The 19,681-nt window shown below is 38.4% G+C and carries 14 protein-coding genes; all 14 read left to right on the forward strand.

The window, feature by feature from the left end:
* The first annotated feature begins 113 nt into the window (after nucleotides 1–113).
* Nucleotides 114–251 (forward strand): cyclic lactone autoinducer peptide, encoded by a 138-nt coding sequence (locus tag DWX65_RS12935; RefSeq protein WP_118173568.1) that lies wholly within the window; start codon nucleotides 114–116, stop codon nucleotides 249–251.
* 340 nt (nucleotides 252–591) lie between these two features.
* Nucleotides 592–1,038, forward strand: coding sequence for an RNA polymerase sigma factor (locus tag DWX65_RS12940; RefSeq protein WP_118173569.1), 447 nt, complete (start codon nucleotides 592–594; stop codon nucleotides 1,036–1,038).
* Between the two features lie 610 nt (nucleotides 1,039–1,648).
* The gene (locus DWX65_RS12945) at nucleotides 1,649–3,658 is read left to right on the forward strand and encodes an ATP-dependent DNA helicase (RefSeq protein WP_118173570.1); all 2,010 of its coding nucleotides are present in this window, start codon (nucleotides 1,649–1,651) and stop codon (nucleotides 3,656–3,658) included.
* A gap of 192 nt (nucleotides 3,659–3,850) precedes the next feature.
* On the forward strand, nucleotides 3,851–4,096 hold the full coding sequence (locus DWX65_RS12950; protein ID WP_118173571.1) for a DUF6870 family protein: 246 nt from the start codon (nucleotides 3,851–3,853) through the stop codon (nucleotides 4,094–4,096).
* Nucleotides 4,097–4,227: 131 nt separating this feature from the next.
* The gene (locus DWX65_RS12955; RefSeq protein ID WP_118173572.1) at nucleotides 4,228–5,889 is read left to right on the forward strand and encodes a recombinase family protein; all 1,662 of its coding nucleotides are present in this window, start codon (nucleotides 4,228–4,230) and stop codon (nucleotides 5,887–5,889) included.
* Entirely contained in the window at nucleotides 5,889–7,616 is a 1,728-nt protein-coding gene (locus tag DWX65_RS12960; protein ID WP_118173573.1) for a recombinase family protein, read from the forward strand. Before DWX65_RS12955 ends, DWX65_RS12960 begins: the two co-directional genes overlap by 1 nt.
* The gene (locus tag DWX65_RS12965; RefSeq protein WP_118173574.1) at nucleotides 7,613–9,172 is read left to right on the forward strand and encodes a recombinase family protein; all 1,560 of its coding nucleotides are present in this window, start codon (nucleotides 7,613–7,615) and stop codon (nucleotides 9,170–9,172) included. The genes DWX65_RS12960 and DWX65_RS12965 overlap by 4 nt, the downstream gene beginning before the upstream one ends.
* Nucleotides 9,173–9,315: 143 nt before the next feature.
* Nucleotides 9,316–10,173: a restriction endonuclease gene (locus tag DWX65_RS12970; protein WP_118173575.1), complete on the forward strand. Its 858-nt coding sequence runs from the start codon at nucleotides 9,316–9,318 to the stop codon at nucleotides 10,171–10,173.
* 160 nt (nucleotides 10,174–10,333) lie between these two features.
* Nucleotides 10,334–13,474, forward strand: coding sequence for a pentapeptide repeat-containing protein (locus DWX65_RS12975; protein WP_118173576.1), 3,141 nt, complete (start codon nucleotides 10,334–10,336; stop codon nucleotides 13,472–13,474).
* 79 nt (nucleotides 13,475–13,553) lie between these two features.
* Nucleotides 13,554–14,102 carry a polysaccharide deacetylase family protein gene (locus DWX65_RS12980; protein ID WP_158564746.1) on the forward strand — a complete coding sequence of 183 codons (549 nt, stop codon included), beginning with the start codon at nucleotides 13,554–13,556 and terminating at the stop codon, nucleotides 14,100–14,102.
* A gap of 223 nt (nucleotides 14,103–14,325) precedes the next feature.
* On the forward strand, nucleotides 14,326–15,651 hold the full coding sequence (locus tag DWX65_RS12985) for a replication-associated recombination protein A (RefSeq protein ID WP_022243922.1): 1,326 nt from the start codon (nucleotides 14,326–14,328) through the stop codon (nucleotides 15,649–15,651).
* Between the two features lie 19 nt (nucleotides 15,652–15,670).
* Complete coding sequence (locus tag DWX65_RS12990; protein ID WP_117697549.1) at nucleotides 15,671–16,954, forward strand: aminotransferase class I/II-fold pyridoxal phosphate-dependent enzyme; 1,284 nt, start codon at nucleotides 15,671–15,673, stop codon at nucleotides 16,952–16,954.
* A gap of 10 nt (nucleotides 16,955–16,964) precedes the next feature.
* Nucleotides 16,965–17,825 carry a DMT family transporter gene (locus DWX65_RS12995; protein ID WP_117697551.1) on the forward strand — a complete coding sequence of 287 codons (861 nt, stop codon included), beginning with the start codon at nucleotides 16,965–16,967 and terminating at the stop codon, nucleotides 17,823–17,825.
* Between the two features lie 556 nt (nucleotides 17,826–18,381).
* On the forward strand, nucleotides 18,382–19,620 hold the full coding sequence (gene glyA / locus DWX65_RS13000; RefSeq protein WP_117697555.1) for a serine hydroxymethyltransferase: 1,239 nt from the start codon (nucleotides 18,382–18,384) through the stop codon (nucleotides 19,618–19,620).
* Nucleotides 19,621–19,681 lie beyond the last annotated feature (61 nt).

The raw sequence follows: 19,681 nt of genomic DNA on the forward strand, positions 1-19,681 counted from the left end.
AATTATGTATGGATCTATACAGGAAAAATGACGAGCTGTATCGAAAATTCAACAAGCATAAAAAAAGAATGGTCAAAAGTTTTATACTACAAATCAAAAGGAGGTATTTCTAAATGGAAAAGAGAAATGTAATGGCAATAATATTAGAGAAGGTGGCTCGAAATTCTGTAAAGGTGGCAGCAGACAGTAGATGTATGTATTGCCTTCATCAACCGAAGCAGCCCAAAGGTATTGAAAAGTTTCGTAAGTAAATGGCTTATGATATAGATAAAGGAACATGAAGATAGTTTAATGATATGTACCGAATAGTTTCAATATTTTATCAACCTATATAAATGCTTGGGTGGTAATATTCAAATATTGGGACAAACAGAAAGAATAAAATGTAATTAAAAAAACCGTTCAGGCTGAAAGGAGAAAAGCATGAACGGTTTTTTTACTGATAGAAATACGATAGCCGGACGTTTTTTTTACTGTCCGGTTTTTTTTATGTGCAAAATTCTTGAAGCATAAGAAGTTTGCCTGCCATATCCGGGCACCGCCCCTTTCCGATTTTGAATATTTCAAAAATCGGAAAGGAGAAAGCCATAGATGGCAGAAAGAGAAAAATATTATATCGGACTGAACGGACAAACCTTTGAGGTCAGTAAGGAGCTGTACGAGGCTTATTACAAAGGGCAGCGTAAGGAGAAATACTTTACCCATGACCTGAAACAGGAGCATATAAAGGTGGATAAGGAAACCGGAGGGATAATTGTCATTTCCAGCAGGGAAGATTCTTACGAGCGGCTTCTGGAAGCAGAGAAGCAATTTGCAGAGGAAGCGGAGAATGTAGAGGATGTGGCAGTTCGGGCGGTCATGCTGGAGAAACTGAACGAAGCCTTACATACACTTACAGACGAGGAGACAGCTATCATTCATGCTCTGTTCTATCAGGAAATCAGTGAGGTGGAACTGGCGAAGAAATTAGGAATAGCCAGAACAACCTTACAGTCAAGAAAATATAAGATATTAGAGAAACTGAGAAAATTATTGTAAAAAATAAATTTTTTTCGGCAGACCCCTTTACCTAGCGGCGAATTAGGTGAAGGGGTTTTCTTTTGTTTAAAAATATTCCCCTTTTACTGCACTTTGACAACTTCATATCTGTGCATCAGACACATATCCGACCGGCCGGAGAGCCGGAAAGCACAAGTCAGGGTACGCCATGACGGACCAGTGTGAAAAGAACCGCACTATCCTGAGCGGGAACTACCCGTGGCTTTACTGCCCGTGGTGGGGCAGGATGCGATGATACCGGTCGGAGATAATGATACTTCCACGCCAGTGGCCCGCATAAGTGACGGGAAAATGTACACCCACGTTTGAGAAAGAATGTGGGCGGCTTTTATGATGCCTGCTTACCGGCAGGATGGCTGATGCACTATATATGGGGAAATGCCTGTTCCTGGCATTTCCCGGCGTGAAACCTAGTGCTTCTTGGCGAAGCACCCGCTGGTGTGAGCCTTAGAAGTACTTTTCACGCTATAAAGCAGTAGAAATCATGGGCTGGATGGAAACTCATTTTTGTTAGTAAAAAGCCAAACCAATACCTCCAGCCTATTCCTGTGCTGCTTTATGGCACTAAGAAATTTTAGGAGGCGTAACGATGGCAAAGAGTGCAGAAGAATTATTGATTTATTTATTTGATGAGATTTTACCGAAACATGGAATGAACCTGAGGGTAAAACAGAAAGAACTTTCTCTTGAAATGCTCCGGGCATTGCAGGAAAACAAACTGGCTTTATGTGAGGCGGAAGTGGGGACAGGAAAAACTCACGCATATATCCTTGCACTGACGGTATATAACATTTATTTGGGCAGGAAGGTTCCGGCGGTCATATCCACATCTACCATAGCTTTACAGAAAGCATTGACAGAGGAATACATACCGCAGATATCCGGCATTCTTTTAGAACACCATATCATTGATAAACCATTATCTTTTGTGGTGAGAAAAGGAAAACAGCATTATGTTTGTGACTCCAGATTGAAGATATATGAGACAGCCATCATAAATTTGCAGAGAGAAGCGGACGCTGATCTGATACTGGAATTGGAAAGGCTGGGAGAGAATGGAGATGACAGGATTGATTTGGATGATGCAAGTCTGACACCTTATGTAAAAGGAAGAATCAATGTGTTTCACTGTAATAGGTCATGCCCGTATTCTGTTTTATGCAGATTTATGAATTTTAAAAAGAAGTGTATGACAGGCAGTTTTGATTTTCAGATTACGAATCATAATTATATCCTTGCCGATCTGATTGGGCAGAAACAGGGAAGAAAATCTCTTTTTCCGGGATATGGTGCAATGGTGTTTGACGAGTCCCACAAGCTGATAGACGCTGCCAGACAGATGTACAGCACAGTCTGGAATGAGCAGGAGGCAGAACTTATTGTGACTTTGAGTGAAGTGAGCAGAAGAAGTACAGCAGTAGATGAACTTAGTGTATTACGGAGTCAGCTTGAGGAATATAACAGGAAAATATTTGACAGGCTGTCAGGTGATTTGACAGGAAATCACACAAGAGAGGGAAGCAGGACTGAAATAACAATAGGTGTTATGGAAAAAAGTTATGTCAGGAACATGATAAAGATTTTAGAGCAGCTTCCCTTATCCTATCAGGAAAACAGCGGACAGAAAATGCGGATGCAGAACCTGAAAAGACGTTGTCAGGAGCTGGCAGACAAGCTGACGGTATTTCTAAACAGTGATAATTACATTTGCTGGATGGAAAAGAGGGAGAACAGCAGGCTTGCCCTGTGTGCGGTTCCTATGGAATTGGAGCAGATTTTATTTCGTGATATCTGGAGCAGAATGATACCGGTCATTGTCACGTCCGGCACAATGTCAGTCAGGGGCGATTTCAGACATTTTAATAAGATGACAGGGTTGTCTTTTGCTGCTTCTTCCAGAATCATGGAAACCAGCAAGCCGTCACCTTTTGATTTTCAGAGTAACGGTCTGCTCTATATACCGGAGCGTATGCCGTTCCCAAATATCCGTGATGACAGGTACATACAGGCGGTGATGGCGGAAATATTGCAGATTGTGTCTGCCACCCATGGGCATACCCTGATTCTTTTTACATCCTATTGGCTTATGGAGAAAGTGTTTTATGGTTTGAAGGAGCAGCTTTCCGATTATCCGCTGTTTCTTATGGGCAGAGGCAGACTGGATGTGATAAACAGATTCCGAAGAAGTGGAAACGGAGTATTGTTTGCCAGTGATAGTGCCGGAGAGGGAATTGATCTTGCAGGGGATATTCTTTCCAGCCTGATTGTGGTAAAACTGCCGTTCCCCGTGCCGGATCCGGTTATGGAATACCAGAGAAACCAGTACGAGGACTTCGACTTATACCGCAGGGACATCATCATCCCGGAAATGCTGATTAAACTCAGGCAGTGGTTCGGGAGGGGAATCCGCAGGGAAAAGGACACGGCGGTATTTTCTATTTTAGATAGCAGAGCATCCCTGCGTGGCAGATACCGTACAGAGATTTTGAACACACTCCCGACCATGCCGGTTACGGACAGGCTTATGGATGTGGCAGATTTTATTATAAGGAAGAAAGCGGACAGTTATTTTATGGATAAGGAGTGGAACGAAGAATGAAAATCATAGGGATTGCAGTGGGTGCTGTAACAGGCACCCTGCTTCTTATATTTCTGGTGGCTTGCATTGCCGTTGTCAGGGCTGGGAAATGTATGAAGGCGATGGAAGAAATGTGAAGTTTATAAAGGAATATCGAACAAGCTGGCTGTCATATAGTAAGATAAGCCAGTTTGCTGATTTTGGGAGTGAAAAATGGAGAATTGGGAAAAGCTGAAGTCTGCTGATATACGAACGGTTAAGCGGGATGAGCTTATAGATATTACAAGGATTCCAAAAGATGATTCAGACTGTGAAGATAAAGAAATGCAGATGAGAACTTTTTTAAGAAATATAAAGAACCCATATTGTTTTATGGTAGGGGATGTAATAGTAAAATCTTCTTTTACAGAAGAAGTTAGTCTGAAACAAAGACTGCGGGAACTGGCGGATGGAATATAGAATGAAAATTGCTATAAAGGTCTGGAAAAAGGAGAAGTTCTGTGCTAATATGTGTATAGGACTAAAGAAATAGAAATCACTTCTTATTTATAGCAGATTGTTCTGGCTAATATGAATAAGGAGTGTTTTTTATGCTGTCAAATAACTTATCTAAAACATATCTATGTGGTGGCTATCTTCGTTTATCCAAAGAGGATGATGATATTGCCAAAAGTGAAACTCTGCAAAGCAACAGTATTGAAAATCAGAAAGAATATATTGAAGATTATCTGCAAAGCAAACCGGAAATTAGGGTTGTAGATTTTTACATTGATGACGGCTACAGTGGTGTAAATTTTGACAGACCTGATTTTCAGAGGATGCTGCAGGACATTAAGGACAAGAAGATAAACTGTGTCATTGTCAAAGACCTGTCACGATTAGGAAGAAACTATATCGAGGTTGGAAAATATATTGAGAGGCTTTTTCCTTTTCTTGGAGTACGCTTTATAGCAATCAATGATAATTTCGACAGTGCTGATGATGCGGCATTATCGAATAATATAATTGTTCCCTTTAAGAATTTAATCAATGACGCATATTGCAGGGACATATCAATCAAAATCAGAAGCCATTTGGAAGTAAAGAGAAAACGCGGTGAATTTATTGGTGCTTTTCCAGTCTATGGATATATGCGGGGAGAGGATAAAAATAAACTGATTGTCGATCCGTGTGCGGCAGAGATTGTAAAAGAAATTTTTGCCATGAAAATGGAGGGAATGAGCCAACAGGCAATTGCCGATGAACTGAACCGTTTGGGAGTGCTCTCTCCGGCAGAATACAAGAAAGAGCAGGGGAGCGGATATAAGACGGTATTCCAGACACACAGCAGGGCGAAGTGGACTGCGGTTGCAGTTCTGCGTGTTTTGACAAATGAAGTTTACATGGGAACTCTGATACAGGGAAAGGAGAGTACCCCCAATTATAAAGTCAGGGTGAGGGAAAAGAAACCGAAGGAAGAATGGATTCGGGTAGAAAATGCGCATGAGGCAATTATAAGCAGAACTGATTTTGAACTTATTTCAGATATTTTACAGAAGGACACAAGGGTAAGTACAGGAAAAAGTGCAGTTTCTGTATATTCCGGTTATCTTGTCTGCGCGGACTGCGGATGCAGCATGGTAAGAAAAAAGGTTCGCAGTGGTTCTTTAGAATATGTATATTATGTCTGTTCTGGAAATAAGAAGGACAAAGATATATGCAGTAGTCATAGAATCAGTGAGAATACCTTGAACATGGCCATAACAAAGACATTGCAGCTTCATTTGAAACAATTGGGCGATTTACAGGAGAGTATTCGGTATATACGGGAGACATCCGGTAATTCAGATAAGATAAAAAAACTGGTGCTGCAGTCAGAAAAACGGAAAGAAGATATCGAAAAATATAACCGGTTAAAATTGGAATGCTATGAGGACTATAAAAAGGAACTGATTACGCAGGACGAGTATATGCTGTTTAAAAAAGAATTGGATAATAGAATTGAAGAGATTCAAAGGGCTATTACAGAATTAGGAAAGAAAAAAAGAATGTTATTGGATGGCGGATACGAAAAGGAAAGTTTACTAGAGAAATTTTTGACAAGTAAAGAGATAGAATTGAAGCGTTCCATATTAGTCCGCTTTATTAGCAGGATATATGTATATGAGGATCATCGGATAGAAATTATCTTTCGTTATCAGGATGAAATCAGGCAATTATTAGGGATAGTAGAAGAAATTAAGCAGGAAGTGGCGCTTGAGGAGGTGATTTGATGGCACGCACAGTCAGAAATCACCCGGTTCCGAGAGATAAGATGCAGGAAGAACGGGGAGCGGAACAAATACCTGAGGTTAAAACACAGGAAATCTCCGTTGGATTATATATTCGATTGTCAAAAGAAGACAGCGGAAAACATAATCAAAATACGGTAGAAAACCAAAAAGCGTTGTTAGAGGACTTTGTCAGAAGCAAAGCGGATATGAAAGTATTCGATGTTTATATTGACAATGGCTTTAGTGGGACGAATTTTGAACGTCCCGCTTTTCAAAAAATGATGGAAGATGCGAAAAGCGGAAAGATTAATTGCATTATTGTGAAAGATTTGTCTCGTTTTGGACGCAGTTATTTGGAAATAGGGAATTACTTGGAAAAGATATTTCCCTTCTTAAATATACGGTTCATTTCTGTAACAGACCACTTTGATACTTTTGCTGCAGCTTCTTCTGAAAGCGGCAGACCATTGACGAATGGGCTGGAAATACCGCTGAAAAATATTATCAATGAGGTGTATGCAAAGGATATTTCCAGAAAAGTAGGCTCTGCCATAGAAATCAAGAAAAAAGAAGGCAGATATGGCGGCGGAGTTGCACCCTATGGTTATCGGAAATCGAAAACTGTTAAGGGAAAATATGAAGTGGATGAGGAAGCAGCCAAGGTAGTGCGCTATATTTTTGGACTGCGCTCTGAGGGTTATGGATATTGCAGTATAGTAAAAATTTTGAATGAGAAGGAAATAAAGTCACCCAGTGCATACCGTTATGAAAAAGGAATCGTAAAGAACGAGAAGCTGAGGGATGTGCTTTGGAAAGCTTATGCCATAGAGGATATGCTTCGTGATGAAGTGTATTTGGGAAATATGGTACGGGGTAAAACGCATTCTGCTATGCACAAGGGAGAAAAGAGGCATCCTGTTCCGAGGGAGGAATGGATTGTTGTTCCGGGAATGCATAAGCCTATTGTATCTAAAGAACTCTTTGATGCGGTACAGGCTGTGAATGAAAAGAGAGCGCAGGAGCATAAAAAGAAATTGGAAAAAGCAAAAGAAAATCCGAAACGTGATAATGTGTTTAAAGGAAAAATCTTTTGTGGAGATTGTGGCATTACCATGGGGTGTAGTGTCGGCAAACATAACTCTAAGAGTTACTACTGCACAAATTACAGGGAGAATGGTGCAATGGGATGTGTGAAAAAGCATATCAGTGCAGGAAAATTAGAAAAGGCGGTAGCAGAGGCAGTTCAGATATATCTAAAAATGTTCTTAGAGAGCAGAGATATAATCAGGTCAAGAAACGGAAATATTGAAATCAGTAAGAAACGGATGGTACTTGAAAAGGAGATAAGAGATTTAGGACAAAAAGAGGTACAGCTTCAACAGAAATTGAGCAGCAGTTATCTTGACTATAAAGACAAATTACTTACGGTTCAGGAATATTTTATGCTCAAGGAAGAATATCAGAGGGCATTGGCACAGACTGATGAAGTCCGTAAAGAGAAAGAATTGCTTTTGCATGAAATGCAGGAAACTTATGGAGATAATCTGGAACTGTCTCAGGCTGCAGAGCAGTATGCAGGGCAGGATACGGTTACACAGGACATGATAGATTCTTTGATAGAACGGATAGAAGTATTTGCAGGAGGACGTATACATGTTATATTCCGATTCGAGGATGATTGCCGGAGGTTATTAGAGAAGAAAGAAGAGATGGAGGTCGGGGAATGAAAAAGTATACGATTGCTAAGTATATCCGGCTTTCTATGGAAGATTTAGATTTATGCGATTCTGAAGAAAAGGCTGAGAGTGTAAGTATCAGTAATCAGAGGAATTTTATCAATGTTTTTATGGAGCAAAAGGAAGAATTTAAAGGAGCAGAAGTCAGGGAATTTGTAGATGATGGATATTCCGGTACCAATTTTGACAGACCGGCGATGAAAGAGATGCTTCGGCTATGCAAGCAGGGAGAAATAAATTGTATTATCGTAAAGGACTTATCACGTTTTGGACGAAATTATCTGGAGGTTGGAGATTATTTGGAACAGATATTTCCTTTTTTGGGTATCCGCTTTATTAGTATCAATGATGGGTTTGACAGTAAAAATTTTTTCGGACAGACAGGTGGAATGGATGTAGCTTTCAAAAATTTTATTTATGAAATGTACAGCAGAGATTTGTCTGAAAAGGTAAAAAGCGGGGTTACAACCTGTATGAAAAGGGGAGAGTATTACGCAGGTTGTATGGTGTATGGCTACCAAAAATCGTCTGATGGTAAAAGAATGGAAATTGATGAAGGTGCAGCAGTCACGATACGGCGTATTTTTCGGGAATTGGCTGATGGAAAAAGTGCAAAAACTTTGGCAATTGAACTTAACGCAGAGGGAGTACCGACTAGACTGACTTATAAGCAGGCAAAGGGAGAGCAGCTTAATCGGCATTATAAAGCAGATATATGGAATCGTAACAAGATACATTCCATTATCCATAATCGGGTATATCAGGGAGATATGGTGTATCGAAAGGCTGTCCGCACAAGGGTTGGAAGTAAACGGAAGGTAACTCAGCCGGAAGAAAAATGGTTTGTGATACCGGAACATCATGAGGCGATTGTCAGCCGGGAACTTTTCAAAAAAGCAAATGACAGTATCAGAAAAAGAAAAACAGCAGAATATGACCGTTCTTCCGTCCACCGGGGGATTGTCTTTTGTGGATGTTGTGGAAATCGGCTAGAACTGCGGAAAACCAAAACACCATATTATCTATGTAAACGAAGAAACTTGCTGGATGATGCGGCGTGCAATGAACTTCGTGTGGAGAAAGAGCAGATTGAGAGGACAATATGGACTATCTGGCAGGAACATTGTCGGTTGTTTGCGACAATTCCTGTTGCGAGTCTCTATGAGCAGCAGATTGAGAAGCTGAGGAAGCAGGAAAAAATACTAAAGCAGAGTTTAGAGCGTTTTCCGGCTGAAAAAATCAATTTGTATGAACAGTTCTGTTCCAGCAGGGTAAAGCAGGATATGTTCTTGAAAGAAAAGGACCAATTGAGCAAACAGGAAGAAGTGGTACGGAAAGAAATAGAGAAAGTCTCCGGACAGATTGATATGCTGGAAAAAAGACAAAAGAATTATCAGTGTGCTGCTGATCTTGTAGAAAGGTATAGAACAAGTGAAGCATTGACAGAAGAATTTATGAGTGAGATGGTAGAGAAAATCGTAGTGTATGAAGACAAGCGGATAGAAATTGTCTGGAAGTATCGGGAAGAATTTGAAGAAATATTGTAAGAATCTGAAAAGAGGAAGCCTAAGGAAGCAGAAAGGCTTCTTCTTTTTGTATATTATCTATCCATAGTTAATATTTTAGATGTCAATAGTAGGAAAATATTGTATAATATATATGTATTTTTTGACAACGGAGGTATTAATCTATGGCACAGATGACGTATATAGAGAAAGATTATTTCGAGAGATTATTTGACATGGAAATGGGTTATGTATTAGATTTCACAAATTATACATATCAAAGATTCGTTGCTGATACTATTAATATAGATGTTTATAAAAAGTATCATAATTTATCCAAGGCAAAAATCTTAAGAGCAATTATGGATGATTATGATAATGTTATTGTTGGAAAATTGTTACTTGGACTAATGCAATATATGCAGGCAAGAAAACTTGTGACAGATGAGAAAAATGAAATCTTTCAGAAATGCTCTCAAATAGGGTATCGCTTAATCGGAAAGAAAATTTCTGAGAAATCGGTTGATACTGTAGCTGAATCTCCCAAAAAAGAATTTGATTTTAAAAAGTATCTTGATGAACTTAAAGAGTTGGCAGATTATCATGATAATCCGCAAGCAAGAGGATATCAATTTGAGAGATATTTAAATAGGCTATTCAAAGATTGTGCGTTAGAGCCAAGAGAAAGCTTTAGGATTAAGGGAGAGCAGATAGATGGAAGTTTTGTTTTAAGGAATGATATATATTTATTAGAAGCAAAATGGACGAACAAGTTAACTGAAAAAAGTGATTTAGTGGTATTTAATGAAAAGGTATCTTCAAAATCAGGCTTTACAAGAGGGCTATTTATTAGTTTTGCTGGCTATAGCAATGATGCAGTTGAAACATTATGTAATGGTAGAAAAGTTAATATAGTGTTAATGACAGTACAGGAGTTGGCAGTAGCCTTAACAAGGGAAATGAATATTTCTACTGTGATATGGAACAAGGTTAGGGCATTAGCAGAAGAGGGAAATTATAATAAGTTGGTATTTGAGATGTGAGTTATAACACCAAGGTATGGGATAGCAGTGGAGTATGGCTAAAGTGGTACTACAAATTGTAACTGTGCTTATGCAAATTTTCTTTAGAAAACTGTTTTCGGTTCAAAATCAGCAGACACTAATTGAATAATCTACAAATGAATTATGAGGAGAAGCAGTAATGATAAGACGAGAGAACGTGATAAAAAGATTTATAATGGGAATGAGCGTACTCACTGCATACATTTATTATACAGGAAATTTGAATATGCATGATATAAATATTAGTGCAGAACAATTTATGTGTGATTTGCTGAATATTCTTTATAATATGGATTTAAAAAATGCAAATAATGTCACATATAATAATTCGGGATATGACTTGATCAGCGAAAATAAAAAAATAATTATACAGGTAACAGTTACGGATACACCAGAAAAAATAATACGAACACTTAATACTATTAAGCATAAGGTATTTGAATACTCAGAGTGGACGGAGAAACTTAGAGAAATAAGAGTGCAAAAAAAATTAGATCCGTCGACATATACTTCTAAAGTGCAAGACGATGAAAAGAAAATTAGGTCTAAATTGGCGGAGAATGTGAATTTAAATGATTATACATTATATTTTATGGTAATGAAGCAAGACGCAACCATGCAGAGAAAATATAAGGGTGAGAATAATCAGGGGTATGTGTGTATAGATGAAGTTAATTTTGACAAAAAGAATATTTGGGATTTCAGCACGCTTATTAATAAAGTTAATAGTATATCGGAAATTTCCAGCAATGGGGAAGATGATTTATTAACTGAAATAAATCATTTTATGGATAAAAATATCAATGTATTTGGAATGTTATCTGAACATGGAAATAGCCTTAACAATAAGGTTAAATCTATTATTAAAGAATATGCAGATAATTTTACAGAAAAGTTATTTCGACATAGATATGTTAGGAATAGTAAGGTTACATTAAATAGATTGTTTGTAGAACCTAAAATGAAAGTTAAAGAGTATTCTTTGGACAATTTTATTGTTATATTGGATAATTTTTTGTGGAATGAAACAAAGAAAAGAATATTGTTTATTGAAGGCGATGCAGCAATTGGAAAAACAAGTCTAGTTTCATATTTGTGTTATCACTATTTAGAAAAAGATGATATAAGTAAAGCAGTTTTTCTTAATAGTGATTTAGTGTGCGTAAGATTACGTGAACTAGATTTTTCCGATCGGAATAAAAGTATTCAAGAGATTTTATTAGAATATTTAGGCTTTGAAACAATGGAAAAGTTTAAGACTCTATTCGCTGATTGTATTTTGATTCTAGATGGTGCAGATGAAATGAGCATGATTGAAGGAATACATAGTACGGGAATGGAGGACTTGATTGTTTCCATTAGAAAAATATTTAAGAATAACAAAATAATTATAACTTCTAGACCACAATTTATTGATACAAGAAGATTTGATGCAAGAAATTTTAGCATTGAAAAGGCAGAAATTTTGCATTTTGATAAAGAAAAGAGAAAACAGTGGTTAGAAAAGTATGAGAGCTGTGGGGAGAGTGTACCTGAAAAAACAAAAGAATATATAATAAATATAGATGATAATGTAGCATCAGGAGTAGCCGATACACCTTTGGCACTATATCTTTTGGTTGCATGTGATATGCGAGAGGAACTTCAGGGAAATGTGTGGGCTTTATATCATGAAATATTTCATAATGCAATCATTAACACAGAGTATAATGAAAATTTTGATAATAGTCTTGAGCATCCAATAAAAGATTATGAAGAGATTCTATATAAGATTGTATGTAGTATTGCATTCAGAATGTTTAAAAATTCAATGGAAGAGAGGTATTATATAAGTTCACATGAACTTGATGAAATCATAAATGAATCGGGGGTTGACTCCGTAATTGTAAAATGGGTTCGAAAATGTTGTGTCCTTTGTGCATATTGGAAGAGCAATGGTAAGGCAGGTGCATTAGAATTTTATCACAATAATATTCGGGACTATTTTTTTGGTGAGTATATATATAATAAACTGAGCTTGCTAATGAATGAAAATGATGTTGAGAATCCACAAAATTTTCTCACAACAATGTGTGAAATAATGCAATACGGATATATAGCAGGAACAACATGGGAACAAACATTTTTGTTCATTTATAATAAGTTACAATATGATGATAAGAATTATGAGTGTGATCTTGAGAGTATGGTGATTTTTCTGCAAAGTATATATACAAAAATTATTTTAGCTGATGATACAATTTGGACGTATAATTACAGTGGATACAATTATCAGAAAATCAAGAATACATTATTTAATACATTGTTGTTAATTCGAGTTTATCAAAAAGGAGCGTTAATAGAAAAAAACAGTACGAAAACTACTTTTTGGAGTTCAGATGGTGAATTTATACAAATATTAAATTCAAATATTTTTGCGGATTGGTGTGATATGTTTAAGCAAAAAGTAATTATATCGAATAATAATATAATCTCGATAGGGCAAAACTGTCTACTCGATGGATTGAATTTTGAAAATAGGAGTATGCAGAATGTTGGATTTCAAGATTCGAGCTTAAGAAAAGCAAGCTTTAATAATACAAATTTGAATGGTATTGATTTTGCTTATAGTGATCTTTCAAATGCGTTTTTTTCAGGAGCAATATTAGAAAAAATAAATTTTTCAAATGCTCTTTTGGATGATATTGATTTTAGTAATGCTACTCTTATTAATTGTAATTTTACAGGTGCCAAAATTAGAAGGGGAAAATTTGACTTAACTAAAGTGGTAGATTGTGCATTTAAAGATTTGAAAGTGGAGGATGTAAATTGGGGTACTACGAAAATTCAGAGGTGTCATTTAGAAAATGTAAAGTTTACAAATTCATGTTTAGATAGAATAAAACTTAGAAAGGAAACGATTAATAATTCTGAATTTATAAATTGTAGTTTAAAAAAGGCGGATTTGGAAAGATGTAATGTTCAAGAAAGTATATTTGGAGAATGTGTGTTAGATGAAATTATATTAATTGGTGCAGAACTTTGCAATATAGAAATTACAAAAACATCATGCAGAAACGCAAATTTAAGTAATTCATCTATTGAGGATAGTCAGCTTATAAGTATAGATTTTGAAAACACAAGCTTTACTCAGGCAATTTTAAAGAAAAATAGCTGGGAACATATGAAATTTCGAAATTCAGATTTTAGACATACACAAATTTTTACAGATGATTTCATCAAGTTAAAAAAATATGATGCAGATTTAAGATGGTCAGTGGAGAAGAATGAGGATTTTTAAGATAAGTTAGGTTAGTCCACGCAAGTTTGAAATTTGTCAGCTCTAAAATAATAATTTATTCAAAATTTTTGGTCCTTACTTGACATCAGCAGACGATGGACCAAGCCCGGAATGTACGAAAGATTTACTGGAAGGGCTGAAGGAGCGCAATGTCAAAGCAACCTTTTTTGTAATCGGAGAGAAAGCAGAGGCATATCCGGATTTGATAAAGAAAATTCAGGATGATGGGCATATCATAGGAAATCATTCCTATACCCATGTGAACCTTGGCATCTTATCGAAGAAAGATGCCTGTGAGCAGATTCGAAAGACCAATGATGCCATTTATCAGATTACCGGGGAATATCCGCAGTTTTTGCGTTCTCCTTTCGGAAGCACCCAGAAGAATCTGGACTGTCAGATGAATATGATAGAGGTGCTCTGGGATGTAGACCCAAGGGACTGGGAGGTGCAGAATAAGGAAAAAGTCGTCAATAAAGTAATGACGGATGTCAAAGATGGTGATATTATTTTATTACATGACGGTTATGACAGCAGTATGCTGGCAGCCTTTGAGATTATTGACCGGCTGCAGGCACAGGGTTATGAATTTGTAACGGTAGATAAGCTGATATTTGAGTTACCTTGAGAAAAAAGAATGTTTCAATGGATTTTTTGTGTGTTTTCACTGGAAAATCGAGAAAAAATACCAGAATAGACTTGTCAAAAGGCAAAAATTAAGGTATGGTATCTTAGGATGAAATGAATTATTTTAAAGCTCAAATGTCATTTTGAAACCAAAAAAGTATAAAAATGAAGAAAAATAAGAGTAAAAATGCAAGATTCGTTTTGAAATTATGCAAGGAGCAAAAATGGATTTATTTGATTACATGCGGGAACAGAATATGGAAAAAGAGTCTCCCCTTGCGGCAAGACTTCGTCCCACGACCTTAGACGAAGTAGTCGGGCAGGAACATATTATCGGAAAGGACAAGTTGTTATATCGTGCCATTAAAGCAGATAAGTTAAGTTCTATTCTTTTCTATGGACCGCCGGGAACCGGAAAGACCACGCTGGCAAAAGTGATTGCCAATACCACCAGTGCTGAATTCCTTCAGATGAATGCTACATCTGCAGGAAAGAAGGACATGGAGGAAGTGGTGCAGCAGGCAAAGAACAATCAGGGAATGTATGGAAAGAAAACGATTCTTTTCATCGACGAGATTCATCGTTTTAATAAAGGACAGCAGGACTACCTTCTGCCTTTTGTAGAAGACGGAACGATTATCCTGATTGGTGCCACAACGGAAAATCCATATTTTGAAGTCAATGGAGCTTTACTATCCCGTTCCATTATTTTTGAACTGCATGCACTGGAAAAAGAAGATATTAAGAAGCTTTTGGTGCGGGCAGTTACTGATAAGGAAAAAGGAATGGGTGCATATCAGGCAGTCATCGATGAGGATGCACTGGAATTCATGGCAGATGTAGCCAATGGAGATGCAAGGGCAGCCCTTACCGCCATTGAACTTGGAATCTTAACCACACCACGAAGCGAAGACGGACTTATCCATATTACAATCGATGTGGCACAGGAATGTATCCAGAAGCGTGTAGTGAAATATGATAAGGCAGGCGATAATCATTATGATACGATTTCTGCATTTATCAAAAGTATCCGTGGAACAGACCCGGATGCAGCCCTTTATTACCTCGCAAGAATGTTATATGCAGGAGAAGATATCCGTTTCATCGCAAGAAGAATCATGATCAGCGCGGCAGAGGATGTTGGTACAGCAGACCCGATGGCATTGAATGTAGCGGTTTCTGCAGCACAGGCAGTAGAACGCATCGGTATGCCGGAGGCACAGATTATTCTTGCAGAAGCAGTTGCCTATGTGGCAAGTGCACCAAAGAGTAATGCATCCTATATGGGACTGAATCGTGCGATGGATGTGGTAGAACATACCAAAACGGCACCGATACCAAATCACTTAAAGGATGCACATTACAAATCCGCCGGAAAATTAGGACATGGTCTGGGTTATCTTTATTCTCATGATTACCCGCATCACTATGTCAGACAGCAGTATCTTCCGGACGGGCTGACGGATTCGGTATTTTATGAGCCGACCGACAATGGAAAAGAAAAAGAAATCGCCCAGTGGCTTCACTGGTTAAAAGAAAATGATGAATGATACAGGAGGAAGGAATAAGATGCAGTCTTATCAGGAAATGTCAAAAGAAGAATTGTATAAGGTAAAGGAAGGTCTTGAAAAAGAGTATGCAAAATACAAGGGAATGGGTCTTTCTTTAAATATGGCAAGAGGAAAGCCGGCAGCAACCCAGCTCGACCTTGCTATGCCGATGCTGGATGTATTAAACAGCAGCAGTGAATTAATTGCAGAAGATGGTACAGACTGTAGAAATTATGGAGAATTAAAAGGAATTCCGGAAGCAAGAAAATTAATTGCAGATATGGTAGGAAGCACACCTGACCATGTCTTTGTATACGGTAATTCCAGCTTAAATGTTATGTACGATACCGTATCCCGTTCCTTTACCCACGGTGTCATGGGAAGTACACCATGGTGCAAACTGGATAAAGTAAAATTCTTATGTCCGGTACCGGGTTATGACCGTCATTTCGGAGTAACAGAATTTTTCGGTGTAGAAATGGTAAATGTACCGATGACTTCTGAAGGACCGGATATGGATATGGTAGAGCGTCTGGTAAGCAGTGATGATTCCATCAAAGGAATCTGGTGTGTACCAAAATATTCCAATCCGCAGGGAATTACTTATTCCGATGAAACTGTCCGCCGTATGGCAGCATTAAAGCCGGCAGCAGAAGATTTCCGTATTTACTGGGACAATGCCTATGTAGTACATCATCTCTATGAAGATGAGCAGGATGACCTTTTAGATATCATCAGCGAATGTGAGAAAGCCGGCAACCCGGATATGGTATATGAATTCTGCTCTACATCAAAGGTAAGCTTCCCAGGAAGCGGTATTGCAGCAATTGTAACCTCTAAGGCAAACCTTGAGTTCATTGAAAAACAGTTTACGATGCAGACCATCGGACATGATAAGATTAATCAGCTTCGTCATGTACGTTATTTCAAAAATATTGACGGAATCAATGCACATATGATGAAACAGGCAGCAATTATGCGTCCGAAGTTTGAAATGGTAGAAAGAACATTGCAGGATGAATTAGGCGAGCTTGGAATCGGTTCCTGGATTAGCCCGAAGGGTGGATACTTCATCTGCTTTAATACTTTACCGGGATGTGCAAAGAGTGTTGTTGCCAAAGCAAAAGAAGCAGGCGTTGTTATGACACCGGCAGGAGCACCTTTCCCTTATGGAAAAGACCCGGAGGATTCTGTTATCCGTATTGCACCAAGCTTCCCGACTATGGAAGAACTTGAGACAGCAACTAAAATTTTTGTACTTTGCGTCAAACTTGCAAGCGTAGAAAAACTGCTTGCAGAATAGAAAGAATCATATGAAACAGGAAAAAAGACAGGGAATTTTATTTATTATAGGAGCAGGCTTCTTCTTTGCACTGATGACATTTTTTGTCCGGCTGTCAGGAGACCTGCCTACGATGGAAAAGGCTTTTTTCCGAAATGCAGTAGCTGCCATTGTGGCAGCTTTTCTGCTCATCCGGGCAAAAGAGCCATTCTATGCACCAAAGAAAAGCTGGGGCGGACTCTTCATGCGAAGCTTCTGCGGAACGGTAGGATTAATCTGTAATTTCTATGCCATTGACCGGCTGAATATTGCAGATGCCAATATGTTAAATAAGTTATCGCCTTTCTTTGCAATTATTATGTCAACCTTTATCTTAAAGGAAAAGGCAAATAAAGTAGAATGGGGAGCAGTTGTGCTGGCATTTACCGGAGCACTACTTGTCATTAAGCCATCCTTTGATATACAGTTTGTTTACGGACTGATTGGAGCACTGGGCGGACTGGGTGCAGGAATTGCTTATACCTATGTGCGTAAATTGGGAAAAATGGGAGTGAAGGGACCGGTTATTGTCCTTTGTTTTTCACTCTTTTCCTGTGTTGTCACATTGCCATTTTTTATCATCGGATATAAGCCTATGAGCATGACACAGTTTGTCTGCCTTATGCTGGCTGGCGTATGTGCAGCAGGCGGACAGATCTGCATTACCACAGCATATACGAAAGCACCGGCAAAAGAGATATCTGTTTTTGATTACACCCAGATTGTCTTTGCAGCACTTCTTGGCATTCTGTTCCTGGATCAGATACCGGATGTCCTCAGTATTGCAGGCTATATTGTAATCATTGGAACTGCCATATTTAAGTGGCAGTATAATATGAAATACGACACCTAGAAAAGGAAATTGGAAAAGATTTCTGAAAATGCACTTTTTTACGGTAATGCGTAAAATTACAGTTGCGTTGAATTAGGCTATCACTTATAATGATACTCAAAGTAAATATATTGGGCGATTGCGAAATTGGATAACCAGTCTTTCCAATGTTTGACATCGTCGCTGCATTGGTCGTCAACTTCAGATGCATGATAAGGGCTGTTAGGGGCACTTAGAATTTCGTCTGTTCTTTGGCAACGCTGGCACAGGGACGTGCCAGCGAGGCGCAATTGAACATGGATGTGAATTTGCGCCGGTTGCCGGAATGTACGATGTCCATGCCGAAATTCTTAGTGCTCCTTGCAGGCTTTATGCCGCATCTGCAGTTGGCGGACAGTACAGCGACCCCGTTAAAGCAACGGAAAGACAGTTTACAATCAAGCAAAACATACACTTAAGAACTGCTGGCATTCCAGTACAAATAACTCCAAATCCCCTTTCATAGCAAAATTTTGAAAGAAAAGCTGTCCCCTTTCGCAATCGCCTAAAGAAAATCACATAGAGAAGGAGAAGAAACATGTATACATTAGAAGATATTCAGGCAGTGGACATGGAAGTTGCAGATGCCATTACCAAAGAATTTGACCGTCAGAACAGCCACATTGAGCTGATCGCATCTGAGAACTGGGTAAGCCCGGCAGTAATGTCAGCAATGGGCAGTGTAATGACCAATAAATATGCAGAAGGATATCCGGGAAAGAGATATTATGGTGGATGTGACTGCGTTGATATTGTAGAGAACCTGGCAATTGAGAGAGCAAAAGAGCTGTTTGGCTGTGACTATGTAAATGTACAGCCACATTCCGGTGCACAGGCAAACATGGCTGTACAGTTTGCTATTTTAAAACCGGGTGATACCGTAATGGGAATGAACTTAGACCATGGTGGACATTTAACACACGGAAGTCCGGTAAACTTCTCCGGAACATATTTCCATATTGTGCCTTATGGTGTAAATGATGAAGGCTTCATTGACTATGACAATGTTATGCAGATTGCAATGGAATGTAAGCCAAAGATGATTATTGCAGGTGCATCTGCATATGCAAGAACCATTGATTTCAAGAAATTCCGTGAAATCGCAGATGCCTGTGGTGCAGTTCTTATGGTTGATATGGCACATATCGCAGGACTTGTTGCAGCAGGACTTCATCCAAGCCCAATCCCATATGCAGATGTTGTAACAACAACAACCCATAAGACCTTAAGAGGACCAAGAGGCGGAATGATTCTCTGCAATCAGGAAGCAGCAGATAAATATAACTTTAATAAGGCAGTATTTCCGGGAATCCAGGGTGGACCTTTAATGCATGTCATTGCAGCAAAGGCAGTCTGCTTAAAAGAAGCGTTACAGCCGGAATTCAAGGTATATCAGCAGGGTATTATTGATAATGCCCAGGCACTTTGCAAGGGATTATTAAGCCGTGACATCAGGATTGTATCCGGCGGAACTGACAACCATCTGATGTTAGTAGACCTTACTAATTATGATTTGACAGGTAAGGCAGTAGAAAAATTATTAGACTCTGTAAATATCACCTGTAATAAGAATACCATTCCGAATGATCCAAAGTCTCCATTTGTAACCAGTGGCGTCCGTCTCGGTACTGCAGCTGTTACATCAAGAGGCATGAATACAGAGGATATGGATAAGATTGCAGAAGCAATTGCCATGATGATTAAAGAGGGTGAAACAGCTTCTGAAAAAGCAAGAGCAATCGTATCAGAGTTAACTGCAAAATATCCTTTGAAATAAATTACAAAAAATTTCGTCAGGAAATTAATGATTTCTTAAGAAATCTTAGGAATTATCCATG

This window comes from Roseburia sp. AF20-18LB (assembly GCF_003461185.1).
GTDB lineage: Bacteria > Bacillota > Clostridia > Lachnospirales > Lachnospiraceae > Roseburia_C > Roseburia_C amylophila.